The organism is Sabulicella glaciei (assembly GCF_026183895.1).
In the GTDB taxonomy this organism is placed as follows: domain Bacteria; phylum Pseudomonadota; class Alphaproteobacteria; order Acetobacterales; family Acetobacteraceae; genus Roseococcus; species Roseococcus glaciei.
Map to the genome: position 1 here is coordinate 1 of NZ_JAPFQI010000011.1, position 19,734 is coordinate 19,734.

Genomic DNA, 19,734 nt, shown 5'->3' on the forward strand with positions numbered 1-19,734 from the left:
ACCCTTAACCCCTTTACTGTCCGCCGGGGCTTTACCGCCTTGGTACCAAGGGGGGGCGCCCCGCTCCCCCCGGGCCCGCGCCGTTCGCCTCACCGGAAGGGAGGCGCGTACTGGAGACCGCCCTGCGTGGTCCACAGCGCGTTCGGGCCGCGCTGCAGGCCGATGGGCGTGAGGTTGCGCTCGAAGATCTCGCCGTAATTGCCGACGCCGCGGATGATGTTCACCATCCAGGCATTGTCCACGCCGAGCATCTGGCCCAGGCCGCCGGTGCGGCCCAGCATGCGCTGCACCTCGGGGCGGGCGTCGTTCTGCGCCATCTGCTGCACGTTCTCGGCGGTGACGCCGAACTCCTCGGCGCCCAGCAGGCCGAAATGCACCCAGCGGACGAGGTCGGCGAAGCGCTGGTCGCCGTGGCGGACGAGCGGGCCCAGCGGCTCCTTGGAGATCACGTCGGGCAGGATGACGTGGTCATTGGGGTTCTGCTGCGCCGAACGCGTGGCGGCGAGGCCGGACACGTCCGTGGTGAAGGCGTCGCAGCGGCCGGCATTGTAGGCGGCCACGTTGTCCTCCAGGCGCTCAATCACGACGGGGCGGATCTGGACGCGGGCGCCGCGCGCCCAGTCGGCCAGGTTCTGCTCGGTCGTGGTGCCGGGCTGGACGCAGACCGTCGCGCCGTCCAGCTGGCGGGCGTTCTGCACGTTCAGCGAGCGCTTCACCATGAAGCCCTGGCCGTCGAAGAAGTTGATCGCGGGGAAGTCGAAGCCCAGCGAGGTGTCGCGCGACAGCGTCCAGGTGGTGTTGCGCGCCATCATGTCCACTTCGCCCGACTGCAGCGCCGTGAAGCGGTTCTGCGCGGTGGTGGGGACGTAGCGGACCTTGTTCGCGTCGTTGAACAGCGCGATGGCGACGGCCCTGCAGTAATCGACGTCGAAGCCGGACCACACGCCCTGGCTGTTCGGCGCGCCGAAGCCGGCGAGGCCGGTGTTCACGCCGCAGACCAGCGTGCCGCGGGAACGGATGGCGTCGATGGTGGAGCCGCTGGGCGCGGCTTGCTGCTGTTGCTGGGGCTGCGCGGCCGGAGCGGGCTGGGCCTGCGCCGCGGGGGCGGCGGGTTGCCCCGCCGGGCGCTGCTGCGCGGCGGCGGGAAGGGCGGTGGCCAGGATGGCGGCGCCGAATGCGCCGGCGAGGATGTGCCGCTTGGGCGTCGTCACGTTCGAAGTCTCCCCAAAATGCTTGGTTCCGGGCCCCCGGCGGGACCGGTTCGTCGGCTGGACGATGCTGCGCTATGAAGGATTCCCGATCAATCGCGCAATGGGGGAGGCTCGCTCTTGCGGCAATTGGACAAGGCGGCGGTGGCCGCCGCGCTGCCTTGGCCGAGGCTTGTTGCCGCATTGCGCGCCATGTTCCGCGATGGTTGCACCGCGCCGCTGCGCCACCGCCACGCCTTGCCCGAAGGTGGAACCTTGCTGCTGATGCCCGCGCTCAACGCGACGCATTCGGGGGTCAAGATCGTCCACGTCGCACCGGGCAACGCCGCGCGCGGCCTGCCCGCCGTCCATGCCGAGTACCTGCTTTCCGACGCAGTGACTGGCGCGCCGCTCGCCCTGCTGGATGGCGGCGAGCTGACCGACCGGCGCACCGCCGCCGCCTCTGTTCTGGCCGCGTCGTTCCTTGCCCGGCCGGACTCCAGGCGCCTGCTGGTGCTCGGCGCCGGCAAGGTCGCCGCCGCTCTGGCCGAGGCTCATCACGACCACTGGACGCTCGACGAGGTCGCGATCTGGTCCCGCCGGCCCGAGCAGGCGGCTGCTCTGTGCGACAGGCTGCGCCACCATGGGGTACCGGCGCGCCCGGCCGCCACGCCCGACCCGCGCGGCTTCGACATCATCAGTGCCGCCACCCTCGCCACCACCCCGCTGATCCACGGGCGCGACCTCCAGCCCGGGCAGCATCTCGACCTCGTGGGCGCCTTCACTCGCGCCATGCGCGAGGCGGATGCAGAGGCGGTGCAGCGCGTCCTGGTCGTCGCCGACACCCGGGCCGGGGTGCTGGCCGAGGGGGGCGACGTGGTGCAGGCCATCGCCGAGGGGGCGGTGGACGAGAGCCACGTGGCGGCGGAACTCGCCGATCTGTGCCGGGGCGCCCATCCGGGCCGGACCCGGCCGGAGGAGATCACCCTGTTCAAGTCGGTGGGGTGGGCCGGCGAGGATCTCGCAGCCGCCGTGATGGCCGTGCAAACATGAACCTTCAGGGAACGCCCTTGTAGTTTGCGCTTGGCGTGACCTCTACATCTTGTGAAGAACGGCTTCGCAACGATCCGATTCGCCCGGTTAGCGATTCGTTCGCGCGACTCGGCAGAGAGTATTGATTTGCCGGGCTTCCCCGAATCACGGTCCGCGCAAGGGTTCGCCGGGCGTTCCAGGACGCCCCATGATCCATCCCAGAAGCCCGAGTCCGATCGCGGCGAGAAGCATCGCGAAGGGCAATCCCAGCGTGGCGCGCAGCGCGCCGTAGAGCAGCGGCCCCGCCGCCTGCCCCAGAAAGAAATGGAAGGCGTGCAGCGCCACCACCGAGGCACGGGCCTGCGGCGCCACCTCGGTCGCGCGGGTCTGCAGCGTGTTGTGCAGCATGAAGAAGCCCAGCCCGAGCAGCAGCCCCGCCGACACGAAGGGCGCCGCCCCCGACGCTGCAGCGAGGCCCAGCATGGCGAGTGCCGCCAGCCCCGCACCCAGCCGCATCATCCGCCACGGCCCCAGGCGCCGCACCAGCAGCGGCGCCAGCATGGCGTAGAGGAAGCCGCCGCATCCGAAGGCCGCCACGGTGAAGCCGGCTTCCCGCGTGCCGCCCATCCCGGATTCGTAGAGGTGGTTGGCGAAGAACGGGAAGGCGCCGAAAACCAGCATCCCCTCCACCCCCACGGCGCGGAACAGCCGCGTGGCGGGGCGGTGCGACAGCAGGGCGCGGTAGCGGGACAGGGCGCCGCCCAGGCTGAGCACGCCGCGTGGCTCCGGCGCCGCGCGGTCGCGCCACACCACCAGCGCCGCGACGGCGGAGGCGGCGCCGCACAGCGCCATCAGCCCGCGCCAGCCCAGGATCGGCTCCAGCACCCCGGCGGCGAAGCCCCCCATCATCTGCCCGGCGATGGCGAAGGCGAGGAAGCGGGAAATGGCGACCTGCCGCTCGGCCATGGGCACGCGGTCGCCGAACAGGGCCAGGGTCACCGGAAAGATGCCGCCCCCGGCCATGCCGGTCAGCGCACGCAGCACCAGCAGCACCAGCAGCGCGGGGGCGAGGGCGGAGGCGAACAGGAACACCGCCTGGAAGGCCAGGGCGAAGCGGATCACGCGCTGCTTGCCCCAGGCATCCGCCACGGGGCCGAGCACGGGCTGCACCAGGGCGAAGGGCAGGGCGAAGGCGGTGGCCAGCAGCGCCACCCGCGCCGGGTCCGCCGCGAAGTCCAGGGCGAGCACCGCCACCAGCGGGTCGGTCAGGCGAGTGGCGAAGGAAGCCGCGAAGCCGGCGAGGCCGAAGGTGAGAATCAGCGCGCGATGGGACACGCGCCGATCATGCGCGCCCTGTGGCCAGTGGCTAGACCCGCTTCACGCGCGTGAAACGGGCCTTTCGTTGCTTGCGCGCATCCTCCGTGCCGCCCGGCAGGGAAAGCTGCCCTATCCCGCCTGGCCGGGCTGGATGCCGGCGGAACGCGCCGCTTCGCCCCATTTCTCCAGCTCGGCCTGGACGAAGTCACGGGTCTGCTCGGGCGTGGAATGCACCACCTCCGCCCCCAGGGCACGGTGGCGTGCCACCACCTCCGGCCGCTGCAGGGCGGCGACGATCGCGCCGTGCAGCCGATCCACGACGGGGCGAGGCAGGCGGGCCGGACCGATGACCATGCCCCAGGTCGAGGCCTCGAAGCCGGGCAGCAGCGCCTCGGCCATGGTCGGCACGTCGGGAAGCTGTGGCGCGCGCGCCGCGCCCGTCGTCGCCAGCGCCTTGAGGGAGCCGCCCTGGATATGCGGCAGGGCGGCAGGCACCGTGTCGAACATGATGTCCGTGCGCCCGGCGATCAGGTCCGGATGCGCCTGGGTGGAGCCGCGATAGGGCACATAGGTCATCTCCACCCCCGCGCGCTGCGCGAAGAGCACGGGGGCGAGGCGCACCACCCCGCCCGTGCCTGCGAAGGTGACGCGCCCGGCGCCCACGCGCTTTGCATGCTCCACCAGCTCCGCGGGCGTGTTCGGGCCGAAGCCGCGTGCCGCCACCAGCACCAGCGGCGTGCGCGTGGTCAGCGTCAGGAAGGAAAAGTCGCGCATCGTGTCGAAGGGCAGGCGGTAGAAGGCGGCATTCACCGGATGCGCGACGGAAACGAGGCCGAGCGTGTGGCCGTCGGGCGGCGACTTCGCGACCACGTCGGTGCCGATCACCCCATCCGCCCCGGCGCGGTTCTCGACCGGCACGGCCTGGCCCAGCGTCGCGGCCATCGGCTCGGCGACGAGGCGCGCGGTGATGTCGGACACGCCGCCCGGCGTGTAGGGCACGACGATGCGGATCGGGCGCGTGGGGAAGTCCTGCGCCCCGGCGCGGCCGGCGAGAAGCAGGGCCGGCGCGGCCAGCAGCGTCGCGCGGCGTTGGACGGACATGGTGTTTCCTCCCTCGTTCCCGCGAGCGTAGCGCCACACCGCGGTCTTGCGCCATGGCGGAGAAGGGGGGGATGCTTCGCCCCAAGAAACGACCGAAGAAGATCGCTGCCCATGCCGATGATCATCGCCGCCAACGCCAACGCCCAGGGAAGCCATGTGGGCGAGTGGCGCCACCCCGATGCCTGGGACCGTCCCGCGAGCAACATCGAGAACGCGGTCCGCCTCGCCCGCATCGCCGAGGAAGGCAAGCTCGACCTGCTCTTCCTCGCCGACGGCAACGGCGTGCGGAACATGGACAAGCCGGATCTCTTCGCCGCCACCTCGCCCTCCGACCGGCCGGGCGTGTTCGAGCCGGTGACGCTGCTTTCCGCGCTGGCGATGGTGACGAAGCATGTCGGCCTCGTCGCCACCACCACCACAACCTATGACGAGCCCTGGCACGTCGCGCGGCGCTTCGCCTCGCTCGACCACATCAGCGGCGGGCGCGCGGGGTGGAACCTCGTCACCACCTCCAACCCCGGCGACGCGCTGAACTTCTCCCACGACGCGCATGTGGAGCGCGGCGACCGCTACGAGCGGGCCTTCGAGTTCGCCGAGATCGTCAAGGGGCTGTGGGACAGCTGGGCCGACGACGCCTTTCCGCAGGACAAGGCGTCGGGCCGCTTCCTCGACCCCGCGAAGGTCCGCGCGCTGAACCACGCGGGCAAGAACTTCAAGGTGGCCGGCCCGCTGAACGCGCCGCGTCCGCCCCAAGGCCACCCGGTCGTGTTCTCCGCCGGGCAGAGCGAGACGGGCAAGGATCTGTCGGCCCGCCACGCCGATTGCGTCTTCGCGATCGAGGGCACGATCGAGCGCGCGCGCGTGCTCTACAAGGACCTGAAGGACCGGCTGGAGAAATACGGCCGCTCCCCCGACAGCCTGAAGATCCTGAGCGGCGTGACGATCATCGTCGGCGAGACAGCCGCCGAGGCGCAGCGCATCTCCGACGAGTTGGACGACCTCGTGCCGCCCGCCGTGGGGCTCGACTACCTGAGCAAGATGACCGGCACGAAGATGTCCGGCTATCCGCTGGACGGCCCCTTTCCCGACCTGTCCGGCGAGCATGTCGGCCCCACCGGCATCGGCAAGGCCATCGTCGCCAAGGCGCTGGAGCAGAAGATGACGGTGCGGGAAGCCTACCGCTCCATCCTGCCGCAGATGGCGGGCAACCTGTTCAAGGGCAGCGCAAAGGAAGTCGCGGACCAGATGGAGCAGTGGTACCGGCAGGAAGCCTGCGACGGGTTCATGGTCGCCGCCCCCGTGGTGCCGGTGGGGATGGAGCGCTTCGTGCGCCTCGTGGTGCCGGAGCTGCGGCGGCGCGGCCTGTTCCGCACCGAGTACGAGGGCCGGACGCTGCGCGACAATCTCGGCCTCGCCCGCCCGGCCAACCGCTCCTTCTCCCCGACCGCAAAGGCCGCCGAATGAGCCCGACCCGCCGCTCCGCCCTCGCTCTTTCGCTGCTGGCGCCCGGCCTCGCCCGCGCCCAGGCGCCCGGCAACTGGCCGACGCGGCCGCTACGCGTCGTGGTGCCCTTCGCGCCCGGCGGCACCACCGACCTCGGCGCGCGGCTGGTGGCGGAGCGCCTCGCCGGGCCGCTTGGGCAGCAGGTGGCGGTGGAGAACCGCACGGGGGCCTTCGGCATTCTCGGCGCCGATGCCGTGGCGAAGTCCGCGCCCGATGGCTACACGCTCTTCGCCGCCAGCCCGGGGCCGATGGCGGTGAACCAGCACGTCTACCGCACCCTGCCCTACGACCCGGAACGCGACCTGGTCGGCGTCTCCATGATCGCGGCGATCCCCTACGTGATGGCGGTGCCGGCCAGTCTCGGCGTCAACACGGTGGAGGAGTTCATCCGCCTCGCCCGGTCGCGGCCCGGCACGATCAACTTCGCCACCTCGGGCATGGCGTCGCGGCTGACGGTGGAGCAGTTCCGCGCCCGCGCCGGTGGCCTCGACCTGGAGATGGTGCAGTATCGCGGCGGCGCCCCGGCGCGCACCGACCTCTTGGCCGGGCGCATCCAGCTGGTGATCGAGCAGGCGCCCGCCTTCCTGGAGGATTTCGCGCGCGGCACGCTGAAGCCCCTGGCGGTGGGCGGAAGGCAGCGCTTCTCCCTGCTGCCAAACGTCCCGACCATGGAGGAGGCGGGAGTGCCCGGCTACGAGGCGGCGGCCTGGGTGGGCTACGCCGCGCCCGGCGGCACGCCGATCGAGATCCGCCGCCGCATCGCGAGCGAGGTGGACCGCATCCTCCAGGTCGCCGAGGTGCGCGACCGCCTCGCCTCCTGGGGCTGCGAACCGGTGGGCGGCACGCCCGAGGACATGGACCGCATGCTGGCCGAGGAGCGCCGCCGCTGGGGCGAGGTGGTGCGCGTCGCCGGGATCGAGAAGGAGTGAAGGGCGGGGCCTAGCGCCCCACCCGGTTCTCCACCAGCTCCTCCACCACCGCCGGGTCGGCAAGCGTGGAGGTGTCCCCCAGGCTGTCCGTCTCGTTGGCCGCGATCTTGCGCAGGATTCGCCGCATGATCTTGCCCGAGCGGGTCTTGGGCAGGCCCGGCGCCCACTGGATCGCGTCCGGCGTGGCGATGGGGCCGATCTCCTTGCGCACCCAGGCGACGAGTTCCTTGCGCAGCGCCTCCGTCGGCTCCTCGCCGGCCACCAGCGTGACGTAGCAGTAGATACCCTGGCCCTTCAGGTCGTGCGGCATGCCGACCACCGCGGCCTCCGCCACCTTGGGATGGGCGACCAGGGCGGATTCGACCTCCGCCGTGCCCATGCGGTGGCCGGCTACGTTGATCACGTCGTCCACGCGCCCGGTGATCCAGTAGTAGCCATCGGCGTCGCGCCGCGCGCCGTCGCCGGTGAAGTACATCCCCTTGAAGGTGGAGAAGTAGGTCTGCACGAAGCGCGCGTGGTCGCCGTAGACGGTGCGCATCTGCCCTGGCCAGGAGTCGGTGATCACGAGGTTGCCCTCGGCCGCCCCTTCGAGGAGCTTGCCGTCCCCGTCCACCAGCGCCGGCTGCACGCCGGGCAGGGGCAGGGTGGCGGAGCCGGGCTTCTGCGCCACCGCGCCCGGCAGGGGCGAGATCAGGATGCCGCCCGTCTCGGTCTGCCACCACGTGTCCACCACCGGGCAGCGCTCGTCGCCCACCACGCGGTAGTACCAGAGCCACGCCTCGGGGTTGATCGGCTCGCCGACGCTGCCCAGCACGCGCAGGCTGCTGCGCTTGTGCTTCTTCACGGGCTCCTCGCCGTCGCGCATCAGGGCGCGGATGGCGGTGGGGGCGGTGTAGAAGATGTTGACCCCGTGCTTGTCCACCACCTGCCAGAAGCGCCCGCTGTCGGGCCAGGAGGGCACGCCCTCGAACATCAGCGTCGTCGCGCCGTTCGCGAGCGGGCCGTAGACGATGTAGGTGTGGCCCGTCACCCAGCCCACGTCGGCGGTGCACCAGTAGATCTCGCCGGGGCGGTAGTCGAAGACAAGGTCGTGGGTGAAGCTGGCCCAGACCATGTAGCCGCCCGTGGTGTGCAGCACCCCCTTGGGCTTTCCGGTGGAGCCGGAGGTGTAGAGGATGAAGAGCGGGTCCTCCGCGTTCATCCGCTCCGGCTCGCAGATCTCGGCCTCCCGGTCGCAAAGCGCGGCCCAGTCGAGGTCGCGCCCTTCCTGCATGGCCACGGCCGTGCCGGTGTTCTTCGCGACGATGACGTGGCGGATGCTGGGGCAGGTCTTCAGCGCCTCGTCCGCATTGGTCTTCAGCGGCACCTTTCGCCCACCGCGCCGCCCCTCATCGGCGGTGATGAGCAGGGTGCACTCGGAATCCTGGATGCGCGAGGCGAGGCTGTCCGGCGAGAAGCCGCCGAAGACAATGGAATGCACCGCGCCGATGCGCGCGCAGGCCAGCATCGCCACCGCCGCCTCGACGATCATGGGCAGGTAGATGCAGACGCGGTCGCCTTTGCGCACGCCCAGGCGGCGCATGGCGTTCGCCAGCCTGCAGACGCGGGCATGCAGCTCCCGGTAGGTGGTCCTGCTGTCGCTGTTCGGGTCGTCGCCCTCCCACAGGATCGACACCTGGTCGCCGCGCCCGGCTTCGATGTGGCGGTCCAGGCAGGACACGGAGGCGTTCAGCTCCCCATCCTCGAACCACTTGATGGAAACGTCGCCCTCAAAGCTGGTGTTCTTGATCTTCGTGGGCTCGCGCATCCAGGCGACGCGGCGCATCTCCTCGCGCCAGAACCCCTCGGGGTCGCTTGTGGCGCGTTCGGCCATGGCGCGGCGCTTCGCCTCGTCCACCTTGGCGGTGGAGGCTATCGCCTCCTTCACGGCGATCAGCGTGTCGTCGGCCATGCGGCGCGTTCCTTCCCTGGCTTCGGTCGTCCTTGCCCAGGATATCCGCATGGCGCCTCGCGCGCCGTCAATGGGTGCGAGGGGGAGCCCCCTGGCATGGGCCAGGGGGCGGGGCCCGCGTCAGTTCGTGCGGGTCGTGGCGGGGGCGGGGGCCGGCGCCGGGGTGGAGGTGCCGGACACGCCGCCCGGGCGCGGCGCGGCCGTCTGGGCCTGCGGGGCGGGCCGCGGTGCGGCGCGGGCGGGAGACGGCGTGGTGGCCGAAGGCGTCGCGCTGGCCGGCGCGGTGGCGGAGGGCGTCACGGCCGGGCGGGGCGTCGGGGCGGTTGGCGCCTGGCTCTGCGCGAAGGCAGGCGCCGCGCCGAGCAGCAGGGCAGTGGCGAGAAGCGTGCGGCGGACGGTCATGTCGGAACTCCCTCATCCCGCGCCGGGATCCGGGACTGGAGCGGCGCGTGGGAGGAGGGTGAAAGGGCGCCCGGGCAGGGATCGGGCGGCATCGGGGTGTTTTCGCGGCCCCGGTGGCGAAACCGGGGCGAATGCGGCGCCGTGCCCTGGATGAGTCACGGCGCCGGTTGCGTCAGCGCGCGCGCATCCGCACGTTGCGCAGCTCCAGGTCCTCGTTCACGCGCAGGGTGAAGTCCTGCACCGTGTCGCGCACGCCGAAGATCTGCGGCTCCTGGTGCAGCGGGATCATCGGCAGCAGCTCGCGAAACCGGGCCCAGTACTGGCGGGCCAGCGCGTCGCGCTCGGGGCCGATCGCGGTGTTGCCGATGCGCGTGGCCAGCTCGTTCATCTGGGGGTCGTTGAACTTGCCCCAGTTGAAGCTGCCCTCGCCCAGCAATTCACGCGCTGGGTTGGTGATGTCGAAATTGCCCGGCGTCCAGCCCAGCATCCAGAACTGGAACTCGTTGTTGGCGCCGCGCTGGAGGAAGCGGCCGAAGGGCATGGCGTCCAGCCGCGCCTGGATGCCGGCGCGCTGCAGCATGGCGACGACGGACTGGCAGATCGCCTCGTCGTTGATGTAGCGGTTGTTGGGGCAGCCCAGCGTCACGCGGAACCCGTTGGGGTGGCCCGCCTCGGTGAGCAGGCGGCGCGCCTCCTCCACGTTGAAGGGCAGGCGCTCGTTGCTCTGCGCGTCGAAGCCGACGATGGCGGGGGCGATGGGCAGGCCGCTCGCGGTGGTGCTGTTGCGCAGGACGACGCGGCGGATCGTTTCCATGTCGATCGCCTGGTACATGGCGCGGCGCACGCGCACGTCGCGCATCGGGTTGGGCGTGCCAGGCTGGTCGATGCTTTCGGGTCGCGTCACGTCCATGGCGAGGTAGATGGTCCGCGCCGTCGGGCCCTGGACGAGGCGCACCCCCTGCTGGTTCTGCAGCCGCGGCACGTCCTGCAGCGGCACGTGGTACATCACGTCCAGTTCGCGGCTCAGCAGCGCCGCGACGCGGGTGGGGGCGGAGGCGACGGGGCGGAACACCGCGCGGGTGATGCCGTGATCCGCGCGGTCCCACCAATTGGGGTTGGGCACCAGCACGGTGCGCTCATCCGCCGCGCGCTCGACGACGCGGAAGGCGCCAGTGCCGTTCGCGTTGAGCTGCACGAAGGTGGTGGTGGCGCCGGGCTGCCCGGCACGCGCCACGGAGAAGGCGTTGTTCGCCTCGATCCACGGCTTGGAGGTGATGAAGAGCAGGGTGAGGTCCTGCAGCAGCACCGGGTTCGGTCCGCGCGTCTCGATCTCGACCGTATGGTCGTCCACGGCGCGCACGGCGGCGATGCTCTGCGCGGTGTAGGCCATGTCGTTCTGGCGCACGCGCTCGACGCTGTGCACCACGTCGGCCGCCGTGAAGGGCTCGCCGCCGTGGAAGCGCACGTTGCGGCGTAGGTGGAAGCGCCACAGCGTCGGGCTCGGCGTTTCCCACCGCTCCGCCAGGGCGGGGGAAAGCGAGCCGTCGGCGTCGCGCCGCACCAGCGGCTCGTAGACGTTGCTCTTCATGGCGTTGGTGACGCCGTGGTTGTTGGCGTGCGGGTCGAGGCCGAGGATGTCGTTGGCCGTGGCCCAGGTGAAGGTGGTGGCGGCGGCGGCGAGCGCGCTGCCGGCCAGGAGCGCGGCCGCCAGGGCGCCGCGAAGCGCGGTGAGTTTCATTCGTTTCGTCTCCCGTTCGGGGTCGTGAAGCCTGCGCCTACCATCGCCGGGAGGCACGGGCCTTGTCGAGGGTCCGTGCGCGGCCTTCAATCCAGGCCATGATCCTGATCGAGAACGCCGCCCTGGTGGACGGCAGCCGGGACCGCCCCCTGGAGGGGATGGCCATCCTGGTCGAGGGCGACACCATCCGCGAGGTGTCGGACCGGCCCATCCACGCGCCGGGGGCCGACCGGCTGGACCTGAAGGGGGCGGTGGTCATGCCCGGCCTCGTGGATTGCCACGTCCACGTCATCGCCACGACCGTCAACGTGGGCGCCAACGCGCTGCTGCCCGACGCGCTGGTGGCGCACCGCGCCGCGCGCATCATGGGCGGCATGCTCCGGCGCGGCTTCACCACGGTTCGCGACCTTGGCGGAGCGACGATCGGCCTGCGCCTGGCCTGGGAGGAAGGGCTGTTCGAGGGGCCGCGCCTCGTCCTGTGCGGCAAGGCGCTGGGCCAGACGGGCGGGCACAGCGACTTCCGCGGCCGGCACGACACGCGGCCGATGACGTGGTTCGAGGGACGGCTCGGCAGCCTGGGCCGCATCGCCGACGGGGTGGCGGAATGCCGCCGCGCGGCGCGGGAGGAGCTGAAGGCCGGCGCCGACTACATCAAGATCATGGCCAATGGCGGCGTCGCCTCGCCCACCGACCCCATCGCCTACCTGCAATACTCCGAGGAGGAGATGCGCGCGATCGTCGAGGAGGCGGCGATGGCCGGCACCTATGTCGCCGCGCATCTCTACACGGACGACGCGATCGCCCGCGCCGTCCGCTGCGGCGTGCTGTCGCTGGAGCATTGCAATCTGATCGCGGCGGATACGGCGCGCGCCGCCGCCAAGGCGGGCGCCATGGCCTGCCCCACCCTCGTCACCTACCAGGCGCTGAAGGAGGAGGGCGCGACCCTCGGCCTGCCGCCCGAAAGCGTGGCGAAGATCGACGACGTGCGCCTCGCCGGGCTGCGCTCGCTGGAGGTGATGCGTGAGGCCGGGCTGCCCATGGCCTTCGGCACCGACCTCTTGGGCGAGATGCATCGCCGCCAGTCGGAGGAATTCGCCATCCGCGCCGAGGTGCTGCCGGTGCCGGAGGTCATCCGCTCCGCCACGCTGGATGCGGCGAGGCTGTTGCGGATGGAAGGGAAGATCGGCTGCATCGCCCCTGGCGCCTTCGCCGATCTGCTGGTGCTGGACGGCGACCCGCTGCGCGACCTGTCCATGCTGGCCGGGCAAGGGGAGCGCATCGCGCGCATCATGCAGAACGGGCGCTTCGTGAAGGGCGGAAACGCCTAGGGCCGCCTGGGCAAGCCGGAGCGGCTGCCGGTGGCCGCACGTCGCGGTGCGGCTGCGGAGCGCACGGCCCTGCGCTGGATCTGATGGTTCCACCTGGGCAGTATTTCCAGGCCGGCGCCGCGGGACAGGACGGGGCACCGCGGCGAAATCCCTTGGCAGGAGCGGCGCAACCATGGCCTGATCAAAGGACACCGGCGTCGCCAGACACGTCGGGAAATGCCAGGGAGGCTTCATTCATGACACGGCTGACGCGCCGCTCCGCTCTCGCGACCCTTGGCGCCATGGGTGGCGCTTCCACGCTCTCGATGCCTGCCCTCGGCCAGTCGCGCTTCCCCGACCGGCCGATCCGCCTCATCGTCCCCTGGCCTCCAGGTGGCTCGACGGACGGCCAGATGCGCGCGATCGCGGAGGTCGCGTCGCGGCATCTCGGCCAGCCGATCGTCATCGAGAACAAGCCTGGTGCTGCCGGCACCTTGGGCGCGCTTGCGTTGAAGGATGCGAGGCCGGACGGCTACACCCTGGCGCAGATGCCAATCTCCGTCTTCCGCCTTCCCCACATGATGGACCGGCCCAACTTCGACCCGCTGAAGGACTTCACCTACGTCATTCACGTCACCGGGTATTTGTTTGGCGTGGTCGTCCGTGCCGACAGGCCCTGGCGTACTTGGCAGGACTTCCTCGCCTACGCCAAGGAGAACCCAGGCAAGGTCACCTACGGCAGCCCGGGCGTGGGCAGCTCGCTGCACATCACGATGGAGCAGATCGCGCAGCGCCTCGGGATCAATTGGGTGCATGTGCCGTTCCGTGGTGGTGCCGAGAACATGCAGGCGACCCTCGCGGGAACGATCGATGCCACGGCCGACTCCACGGGTTGGGCGCCGCTGGTCGAGGCAGGCAGGCTGCGCCTCCTCGTGGTCTGGAGCGCCGAGCGCTCCAAGCGGTTTCCCGAGGTTCCGACGCTGCGCGAGACCGGCATCGACATCGTCTCCGCGTCGCCCTACGGCTTCGCAGGCCCGGCTGGGATCGACGGGGGGGTGGTCGAGACCCTGCACAACGCCTTCCACCAGGCGCTCTTCGATCCCACTCACCTGCAGGTGATGGAGCGCTTCGACATGGCGCCCTGGTACATGGGCAGCGCGGAATACACCGCCTTCGCCGAGCGCCTTTATCGCGAGGAAGGCGAGATGGTCCGCCGGCTCAACCTGCGGATCTGATGATCAAGGCTTGATCCACCGGGTTCGATGGTGGCCAAGCAGCCTGCCCACGTGACCTAGAGCAGCACCCGCCGCACCGCGTCGCGCCGCTCCGCGATGGCGGCGCGTGCCGCCGCCTCCGGCACGCCCAGCGCCGTCAGCAGCCCTTCGCCCAGCTGCAGGCTGGCTTCCGTGACCTCCGGCGACACGGCGCTGGCGCCCGCTTCCAGCAGGGCGCGGCCATGCGCCTCGTCATGCACGCGCACATGGATGGGCAGGCGCGGCCAGGCGGCGCGCGCGGCGCGCACCACCTCGAGCGCGGTGGATGGCCGGTCCATCGTCACCACCAGCGCGGCGGCACGGTCCGCGCCCAGCAGCGCCAGCATCTCCGCCTGGGCCGCGTCGCCGAAGAAGGCGGCCGCGCCCGCCTCGCGCAGGCGGCGCACCCGCGCCGCGTCGGCATCCACCGCCACATGCGGGATGCGCTGTGCGTCCAGGATCTCGCCAACGGCGCGGCCGACCCGGCCATAGCCGGCGATGATGACGTGCTCGGCCAGTTCCGCCTCCGACGGGCCGGGCCGGGCCGCGTCCTCCGGCACCTCCAGCCGCCGCCCCAGGCGACGCGCCAGCATGGCCAGGAAGGGCGTGGCGGCCATGGAAAGCCCGGTCACCAGCGCCACGAACCGCGCCGTTTCGGGCGGCACCAGCCCGTTGCCCTCCGCCAGCGCCAGGACGATGAACGCGAACTCGCCGCCCTGGGCCAGCAGCACCGCGGTTTCGGCGGAAACGGCGCCCGCCTCGCCTGAGAGGCGCAGCAGGGCGAGCAGCACCAGCACCTTCAGGGCGACGAGGCCCAGCACGGAAAGTGGCAGCCAGACCGGCTCCTCCAGGATGGCAGCCAGGTCGAGGCCGAGCCCGACCGAAACAAAGAACACGCCCAGCAGCAGCCCCTTGAAGGGGCCCAGGTCCACCTCGACCCGATGCCGGAACTCCGTTTCCGACAGCAGCAGCCCGGCCAGGAAGGCGCCCAGCGCCAGGGACAGCCCCGCCGCTTCCGTCGCCGCCGCCGTGCCCAGCACCGCCAGCAGCACCACGGCCAGGAAGGCCTCGTGGCTGCCCGTGTCCGCGATGATCCGAAGCAGGGGCCGCAACAAGACCCGCCCCGCGACCATGATGAGCAGGATGGCGAGCGCCGCGCGCGCCATGGCCCCCGCGACGCCCAGCAGCAGCCCGAACGCCCCGCCGCCTTCCTGCGCGCCGAGGATGCCGACCACGAACAGGATCGGCACCACGGCAAGGTCCTGGAACAGCAGCACCCCGAAGGCAGCCCGCCCGACCGGCGTGCCGAGCCGCCCACCCTCCGACAAGACCTGCATGACGATGGCGGTGGAGGACAGGGCGAGCGCCGCGCCCAGCACCAGCGCGGCGGCGCCCTCATTGCCGAACAGCCACGCGATGACGGCGATCAGCGCCCCGGTCACCACCACCTGCGCGCCGCCCAGGCCAAAGACCAGGGCGCGCATCCGCCAGAGCCGGTCCAGCGACAATTCCAGCCCGATCATGAAGAGCAGGAAGGCGACGCCCAGCTCCGCCGCGAGATGGACCGAGCCTTCGTGGAGGACGAGGAAGGACAAGGCGGGCACCTCGCCGACCAGCCGGCCCAGCCCGTGCGGCCCGATCGCCAGCCCGATCAGGAGAAAGCCCAGCACCGTGCTGAGGCGAAGGCGATGCGCCAGCACCCCCACCACCCCCGCCGCACCCAGCAGCACCGCCGCTTCCCGCAGTTCCGGCCCGATCAAACGCGCATCCCTTCCGTCGTCAGGATCAACATGCCCGGCGCGCCGCGACGCCGGAAGCGGGCGCGGGCTTGCGGCACGGCCCTGCAACGTTCATGGTTAAAGTATTGAAATTGCTTGCAAATATGCACATCTCTACAGGCTTTCCCCTTGCAGAGATGAACAGCTGTGCAGGCATTCCCGCAACGGAGACGCCATGCGCCGCCTGCTTCCCGCTTTTCTCCTGCTCCCCCTCGCCGGCCCCCGCGCGCAGGAGCCGGTGATGGAACTGCCCGAGGTCGTGGTGCAGTCGCGCCGCTTCGAGGAGGCGCGCAGCCGCATCGCCCCCTCGCTCGGCGCCAGCGTCACCGAGATCACGCGCGAGGCGATCGAGCGCCTGCCGCAGGGCGAGGAAACGCCGCTGAACCAGGTGCTGCTCCAGGCGCCGGGCGTGGTGCAGGCGCCGCAGGGCGAGCTGCACGTGCGCGGCGATCACCGCAACCTGCAATACCGCATCAACGGCGTGACGATCCCGGAGGCGATCAGCGGCTTCGGCCAGCTCTTCGACGCGCGCGGGCTCCGCTCGGTCAGCCTCATCACCGGGGCGCTGCCGGCGCAGTTCGGCTATCGCACGGCCGGAGTGGTGGATATCCGCCTGCGCTCCGGCGCGCAGGAGCCGGGCGGCACGGCCAGCCTCTACGGCGGCTCCTTCGGCACCTTCCAGCCGGGCCTGTCCTATGGAGGCGGCAGCGGACGCTTCGAGTATTTCCTGTCCGGCTCCATGCTTCGCTCCGACCGCGGCTTCGAGAACCCGACCGCCGCCCGCACCGTGCCGCGCAACGCGACGGAGCAGTTCCGCGGCCTGCTCAACGCCGCCTATGCGCTGGACGACCGCACGCGCCTCGCCCTCATCGCCGGGGGAAACGCCTCGCGCTTCGAGGTGCCGATGGTGGCGGGCGGCTCGTCGCCCTTCACCGCCTTCGGCCGCAGCAGCTTCGACGGGCTGGATCCGCGCGCCCGGCAATGGCAGCGCACCGGCTTCGGGGTGCTGGCGCTGCAGCACTCGCGCGATGCGCTGGACGTGCAGATCTCCGGCTTCCTCCGTCGCTCCACCGTCTCCTACCTGCCGGATGTGCTGGCCGACCTGCTGGGCACGGGCGTCGCCTCGTCGGTGGGGCGGCGCAACACGGCGATCGGGCTGCAGGGCGACGCCGCCTGGCGCGTGGCGGAGCGGCACACGCTGCGCGCCGGCTTCTTCCTGTCGCGCGACGAGACGGCGAACCGCCTCGCCAGCACGGTGCTGCCGCTGGACGTGTCGGGCGGGACGCTGGACGCGCCCTTCACCATCACCGAGCGCGACCGGGTGACGCAAAGCCTCGGCGGGCTCTACCTCCAGGATGAATGGCGGCCGCTGGAACGGGTGACGGTGAATTTCGGCGCGCGGCTGGACGGGGTGCGCGGCCCGGCCTCCGGCTCGCAATTGTCGCCGCGCCTCAACGTGGTGTGGAACGTGTCCGACGCCACCACCCTTTCCGCCGGCTATGCGCGCTACTTCACCCCGCCCCCGGCAGAGCTCCTGGCGCGGCCCGACCTCGCCCGCTATGCCGGCACGACGCTGGAGCCGGAGGTGGCGCGGGCGGGCGCGGTGCGGCCGGAGCGCGCGCATTACTTCAACCTCGGCCTGCGCCACCGCATCGGCGAGCGCCTGACCCTGGGCGCGGAGGCGTTCTGGCGCGACGTGCGCGACCTGCAGGATCTGGGCCAGTTCGGCACGGCCTATGTGTTCTCGCCCTACAACTACGCGCGCGGGCGGGTCTACGGCACGGAGCTGACGGCCGCCTGGCGCGGCGAGCGTTGGAGTTTCCACGGCAACGTCACCCTGTCGCGCTCCGAGGGGAAGGGCCTCGTGTCCAACCAGTATTTCTGGTCGGCGGCGGAGCTGGCGCAGGTGGCGCGGAAATTTGTCCGCACCGACCACGACCAGGCCGTATCCGCCTCCGCCGGGGCGTCCTGGCGCGCCTGGGAGGGGGGCACGCTCTCGGCCACGCTGCTCTACGGCTCGGGCATGCGGCGCGGCTTCGCCAACAGCGAGTCGGTCACGCCCTACGTGACGATGAACCTGGGCGTGGCGCATCGCTTCGAGGGGCCGGATGGCGGGCGCTGGACGGCGCGGCTGGACGTGCTGAATGTGTTCGACCGCCGCTACCAGCTGCGCGACGGGACCGGCATCGGGGTCGGGGCGCCGCAATTCGGGCTGCGGCGCGGGATCTTCGCGGGGCTGTCGCGCTCCTTCTGAGCGTCCCGCGCCGTCACGCGCCGCGGAGGGCCACCACCTTGTCCCGCCCTTCCCGCCGCACGCGCAGCCAGGCGGTCAGCGCCGCAGGCTCCAGGGGCGGGGCGAAGAAGTGGCCCTGCACCGCGTCGCAGCCCAGCCGCGCCAGGGTGCGTGCCTCCGCCTCGTCCTCCACCCCTTCGGCGATGGCGTCGAGGCCCATGGCCTGGGCGAGGCGGACCATCCCAGTCACCACTTTTTCCGCCCGCGGGTCGGTGCCCAGGCGGCGGACAAAGGACCCGTCCACCTTCAGCGCGTCCAGCGGGATGCGCAGAAGCTGGGCAAGGCCGGAGGTGCCGGTGCCGAAATCATCCAGCACGATCCGCGCCCCCTTGCCGCGCAGGGCGGCAAGGCGCGACACGGTGGCATGGGCGATGCGGTCCAGCACCGCATCCTCCATGATCTCGACCGTCAGGCAGGACAGGCTGATCCCGGCCTGCTCCACCTGGGATTCCAGCGTTTCCACCACGTCGGCCCGCGCCAGCTCCCCGGCGGAGAGGTTCACGCCGATCCGGCCCGGCGCCAGGTCCTGGCGCCGCAGCGCCGCATAGGTGGCGAAGCCGATCTCCCGCACGCGGCGCGACACCGCCTCGGCCCGGTCCAGCCGCCCGGCCACGGCGAAGATCTCGCCGGGCGGCACCTCGCCCAGTTCCGGATGGGTCCAGCGCGCCAGGATCTCGAGGCCGCGCACCTCGCCGTCGCGCAGCCCGATCACCGGCTGCATCGCGCAGCCCAGCCCCTCGGGCAGACCCTCCGCGAAGGCGAGGAGCAGGGTCGCCTCCCGCGCCATGCGCGCCGCATCCTCCGGCTCGGTCCGTCCCACCGAGCCGCGGCGGCGGCGCTTGCTGCGGATGAGCGCCTCGTCCGCCAGCCGGGCGAGCCGCCCGGCCTCCGTCCCGTCCTCCGGGGCGAGGGCCACGCCGGCGCTGACGCCCAGGCGCAAATTCCGCCCGTCATGGAGGACCGGGCGGGACACGGTGGCGCAGATCCCCTCCGCAATGCTCTGGGCAGTGTCCCAGTCGCCGACGCCGGGCAGCAGGGCCAGGAACTCGTCGCCGCCGAGCCGCGCCACCAGGTCACCCGCACGGACGGCGGAGCGGATGCGCTGGGCGGCGGCGCGCAGCAGCGCATCGCCCGCCGCGTGGCCATGGGCGTCGTTGGCTTCCTTGAAATGGTCGAGGTCCATGGCGATCACGGCGAGCGGTCCGCCCCCGGCCAGCAGGGATTCCAATTCCGTCATGGCGGCGGCGCGGTTGGGCAGGCCGGTGAGCGCGTCGGTGACGGAGGAAGTGCCGAGGCGCCGCATGGCCCGCCGCAACTCCAGGTTGGCCTGGGCAGCCTGGGCTAGCCTTCGCACCAGCCGCACCGTCGTTTCGTCCATTGGCCGCGGGTGGTGGTCGAGGATGCAGAACGTCCCCAGCGCATGGCCTTCCGGCCCCACGAGCGGCACGCCCAGATAGGAGCGGATGGAGGGATCGTCCGTCACCAGCGGGTTGTCGCGGAACCGCGCATCCTCACGCAGGTCGGAGACCGCCAAGGGCTGCTTCGGGTCCAGGATGGCATGGGAGCAGAAAGCGAGGTCGCGCGGGGCTTCCGATGCCGCGAAGCCGTGCCGGGCCTTGAAGAAGGCACGGTCGGCATCGATCAGCGAAACCAGGGCGATGGGCGCGCCGGTCAGTTCCGCCGCGAGGGCCACGAGGTCGTCGAAAGCCTGTTCCCCCGCGGTGTCGAGGATGTCATAGGAGCGCAGGGCCGCCAGGCGCTGCGCTTCGTCGTTGGGCATTGGGGCTGAGGGCATTCGATTTCTCCCTTCCAGCCCGTCCGCTCGCGACGTTGCGGTCTGGGAAAGGCCTTCCAGTCATGGTTGCAAAAGACTAGCCTGAAGACGCCGTTCGGTGGCACAAGGTCGCTCCCATGCTCCCGTATCCCCGCCTTGCCGATGGCGC

At 71.5% G+C, this 19,734-nt stretch carries 14 protein-coding genes; 6 read left to right on the forward strand and 8 right to left on the reverse strand.

Features of this window, described 5'->3' with window-relative positions; all coding sequences use genetic code 11:
- Positions 1-89: 89 nt before the first annotated feature.
- Positions 90-1,211, reverse strand: coding sequence for an amino acid ABC transporter substrate-binding protein (locus OF850_RS13975; protein WP_301590856.1), 1,122 nt, complete (start codon positions 1,209-1,211; stop codon positions 90-92).
- 117 nt (positions 1,212-1,328) lie between these two features.
- Between OF850_RS13975 and lhpI the strand changes: the two genes are divergently transcribed.
- Positions 1,329-2,240 carry a bifunctional Delta(1)-pyrroline-2-carboxylate/Delta(1)-piperideine-2-carboxylate reductase gene (lhpI, locus tag OF850_RS13980; protein ID WP_301590858.1) on the forward strand — a complete coding sequence of 304 codons (912 nt, stop codon included), beginning with the start codon at positions 1,329-1,331 and terminating at the stop codon, positions 2,238-2,240.
- 144 nt (positions 2,241-2,384) lie between these two features.
- Here the strand turns inward: lhpI and OF850_RS13985 are convergent, their stop codons facing one another.
- Positions 2,385-3,554, reverse strand: coding sequence for an MFS transporter (locus OF850_RS13985; RefSeq protein ID WP_301590860.1), 1,170 nt, complete (start codon positions 3,552-3,554; stop codon positions 2,385-2,387).
- Between the two features lie 111 nt (positions 3,555-3,665).
- Positions 3,666-4,637: a tripartite tricarboxylate transporter substrate binding protein gene (locus tag OF850_RS13990; RefSeq protein WP_301590862.1), complete on the reverse strand. Its 972-nt coding sequence runs from the start codon at positions 4,635-4,637 to the stop codon at positions 3,666-3,668.
- A gap of 111 nt (positions 4,638-4,748) precedes the next feature.
- On the opposite strand from OF850_RS13990, the gene OF850_RS13995 reads away from it, so the two are divergent.
- Both OF850_RS13995 and OF850_RS14000 read left to right on the forward strand, forming a co-directional pair.
- The gene (locus OF850_RS13995) at positions 4,749-6,101 is read left to right on the forward strand and encodes an LLM class flavin-dependent oxidoreductase (protein ID WP_301590863.1); all 1,353 of its coding nucleotides are present in this window, start codon (positions 4,749-4,751) and stop codon (positions 6,099-6,101) included.
- The gene (locus OF850_RS14000) at positions 6,098-7,069 is read left to right on the forward strand and encodes a Bug family tripartite tricarboxylate transporter substrate binding protein (RefSeq protein WP_301590865.1); all 972 of its coding nucleotides are present in this window, start codon (positions 6,098-6,100) and stop codon (positions 7,067-7,069) included. The genes OF850_RS13995 and OF850_RS14000 overlap by 4 nt, the downstream gene beginning before the upstream one ends.
- A 10-nt stretch (positions 7,070-7,079) precedes the next feature.
- Here OF850_RS14000 and acs read toward each other — a convergent pair whose 3' ends face one another.
- The 3 genes from acs to OF850_RS14015 all read right to left on the reverse strand — a co-directional run bounded on the left by acs (position 7,080) and on the right by OF850_RS14015 (position 11,160).
- Entirely contained in the window at positions 7,080-9,020 is a 1,941-nt protein-coding gene (gene acs, locus OF850_RS14005; protein WP_301590866.1) for an acetate--CoA ligase, read from the reverse strand.
- Positions 9,021-9,140: 120 nt separating this feature from the next.
- Positions 9,141-9,422 carry a hypothetical protein gene (locus tag OF850_RS14010; protein ID WP_301590867.1) on the reverse strand — a complete coding sequence of 94 codons (282 nt, stop codon included), beginning with the start codon at positions 9,420-9,422 and terminating at the stop codon, positions 9,141-9,143.
- A 172-nt stretch (positions 9,423-9,594) separates the two neighbouring features.
- On the reverse strand, positions 9,595-11,160 hold the full coding sequence (locus OF850_RS14015; RefSeq protein WP_301590869.1) for an ABC transporter substrate-binding protein: 1,566 nt from the start codon (positions 11,158-11,160) through the stop codon (positions 9,595-9,597).
- A gap of 98 nt (positions 11,161-11,258) precedes the next feature.
- Here OF850_RS14015 and OF850_RS14020 point away from each other — a divergent pair, with 98 nt between their 5' ends.
- A complete protein-coding gene (locus OF850_RS14020; RefSeq protein ID WP_301590871.1) occupies positions 11,259-12,488 on the forward strand; it encodes a metal-dependent hydrolase family protein in 1,230 nt (409 codons plus the stop codon).
- 236 nt (positions 12,489-12,724) lie between these two features.
- A complete protein-coding gene (locus OF850_RS14025) occupies positions 12,725-13,702 on the forward strand; it encodes a Bug family tripartite tricarboxylate transporter substrate binding protein (RefSeq protein WP_301590873.1) in 978 nt (325 codons plus the stop codon).
- 56 nt (positions 13,703-13,758) lie between these two features.
- Here OF850_RS14025 and OF850_RS14030 read toward each other — a convergent pair whose 3' ends face one another.
- The gene (locus OF850_RS14030) at positions 13,759-15,480 is read right to left on the reverse strand and encodes a cation:proton antiporter domain-containing protein (protein WP_301590875.1); all 1,722 of its coding nucleotides are present in this window, start codon (positions 15,478-15,480) and stop codon (positions 13,759-13,761) included.
- 193 nt (positions 15,481-15,673) lie between these two features.
- Between OF850_RS14030 and OF850_RS14035 the strand changes: the two genes are divergently transcribed.
- The gene (locus OF850_RS14035; RefSeq protein ID WP_301590876.1) at positions 15,674-17,752 is read left to right on the forward strand and encodes a TonB-dependent receptor; all 2,079 of its coding nucleotides are present in this window, start codon (positions 15,674-15,676) and stop codon (positions 17,750-17,752) included.
- A 13-nt stretch (positions 17,753-17,765) separates the two neighbouring features.
- Here OF850_RS14035 and OF850_RS14040 read toward each other — a convergent pair whose 3' ends face one another.
- A complete protein-coding gene (locus tag OF850_RS14040; RefSeq protein WP_301590878.1) occupies positions 17,766-19,586 on the reverse strand; it encodes a putative bifunctional diguanylate cyclase/phosphodiesterase in 1,821 nt (606 codons plus the stop codon).
- Positions 19,587-19,734 lie beyond the last annotated feature (148 nt).

Bases quoted from the DNA above. Each gene is read 5' to 3' on its own strand.
- acs (WP_301590866.1), bottom strand. From the start codon at position 9,020: ATGGCCGACGACACGCTGATCGCCGTGAAGGAGGCGATAGCCTCCACC.
- OF850_RS14025 (WP_301590873.1), top strand. From the start codon at position 12,725: ATGACACGGCTGACGCGCCGCTCCGCTCTCGCGACCCTTGGCGCCATG.
- OF850_RS14035 (WP_301590876.1), top strand. From the start codon at position 15,674: ATGCGCCGCCTGCTTCCCGCTTTTCTCCTGCTCCCCCTCGCCGGCCCC.
- OF850_RS14040 (WP_301590878.1), bottom strand. From the start codon at position 19,586: ATGCCCTCAGCCCCAATGCCCAACGACGAAGCGCAGCGCCTGGCGGCC.
- OF850_RS13990 (WP_301590862.1), bottom strand. From the start codon at position 4,637: ATGTCCGTCCAACGCCGCGCGACGCTGCTGGCCGCGCCGGCCCTGCTT.
- OF850_RS14015 (WP_301590869.1), bottom strand. From the start codon at position 11,160: ATGAAACTCACCGCGCTTCGCGGCGCCCTGGCGGCCGCGCTCCTGGCC.
- OF850_RS14020 (WP_301590871.1), top strand. From the start codon at position 11,259: ATGATCCTGATCGAGAACGCCGCCCTGGTGGACGGCAGCCGGGACCGC.
- OF850_RS13995 (WP_301590863.1), top strand. From the start codon at position 4,749: ATGCCGATGATCATCGCCGCCAACGCCAACGCCCAGGGAAGCCATGTG.
- OF850_RS14010 (WP_301590867.1), bottom strand. From the start codon at position 9,422: ATGACCGTCCGCCGCACGCTTCTCGCCACTGCCCTGCTGCTCGGCGCG.
- OF850_RS14000 (WP_301590865.1), top strand. From the start codon at position 6,098: ATGAGCCCGACCCGCCGCTCCGCCCTCGCTCTTTCGCTGCTGGCGCCC.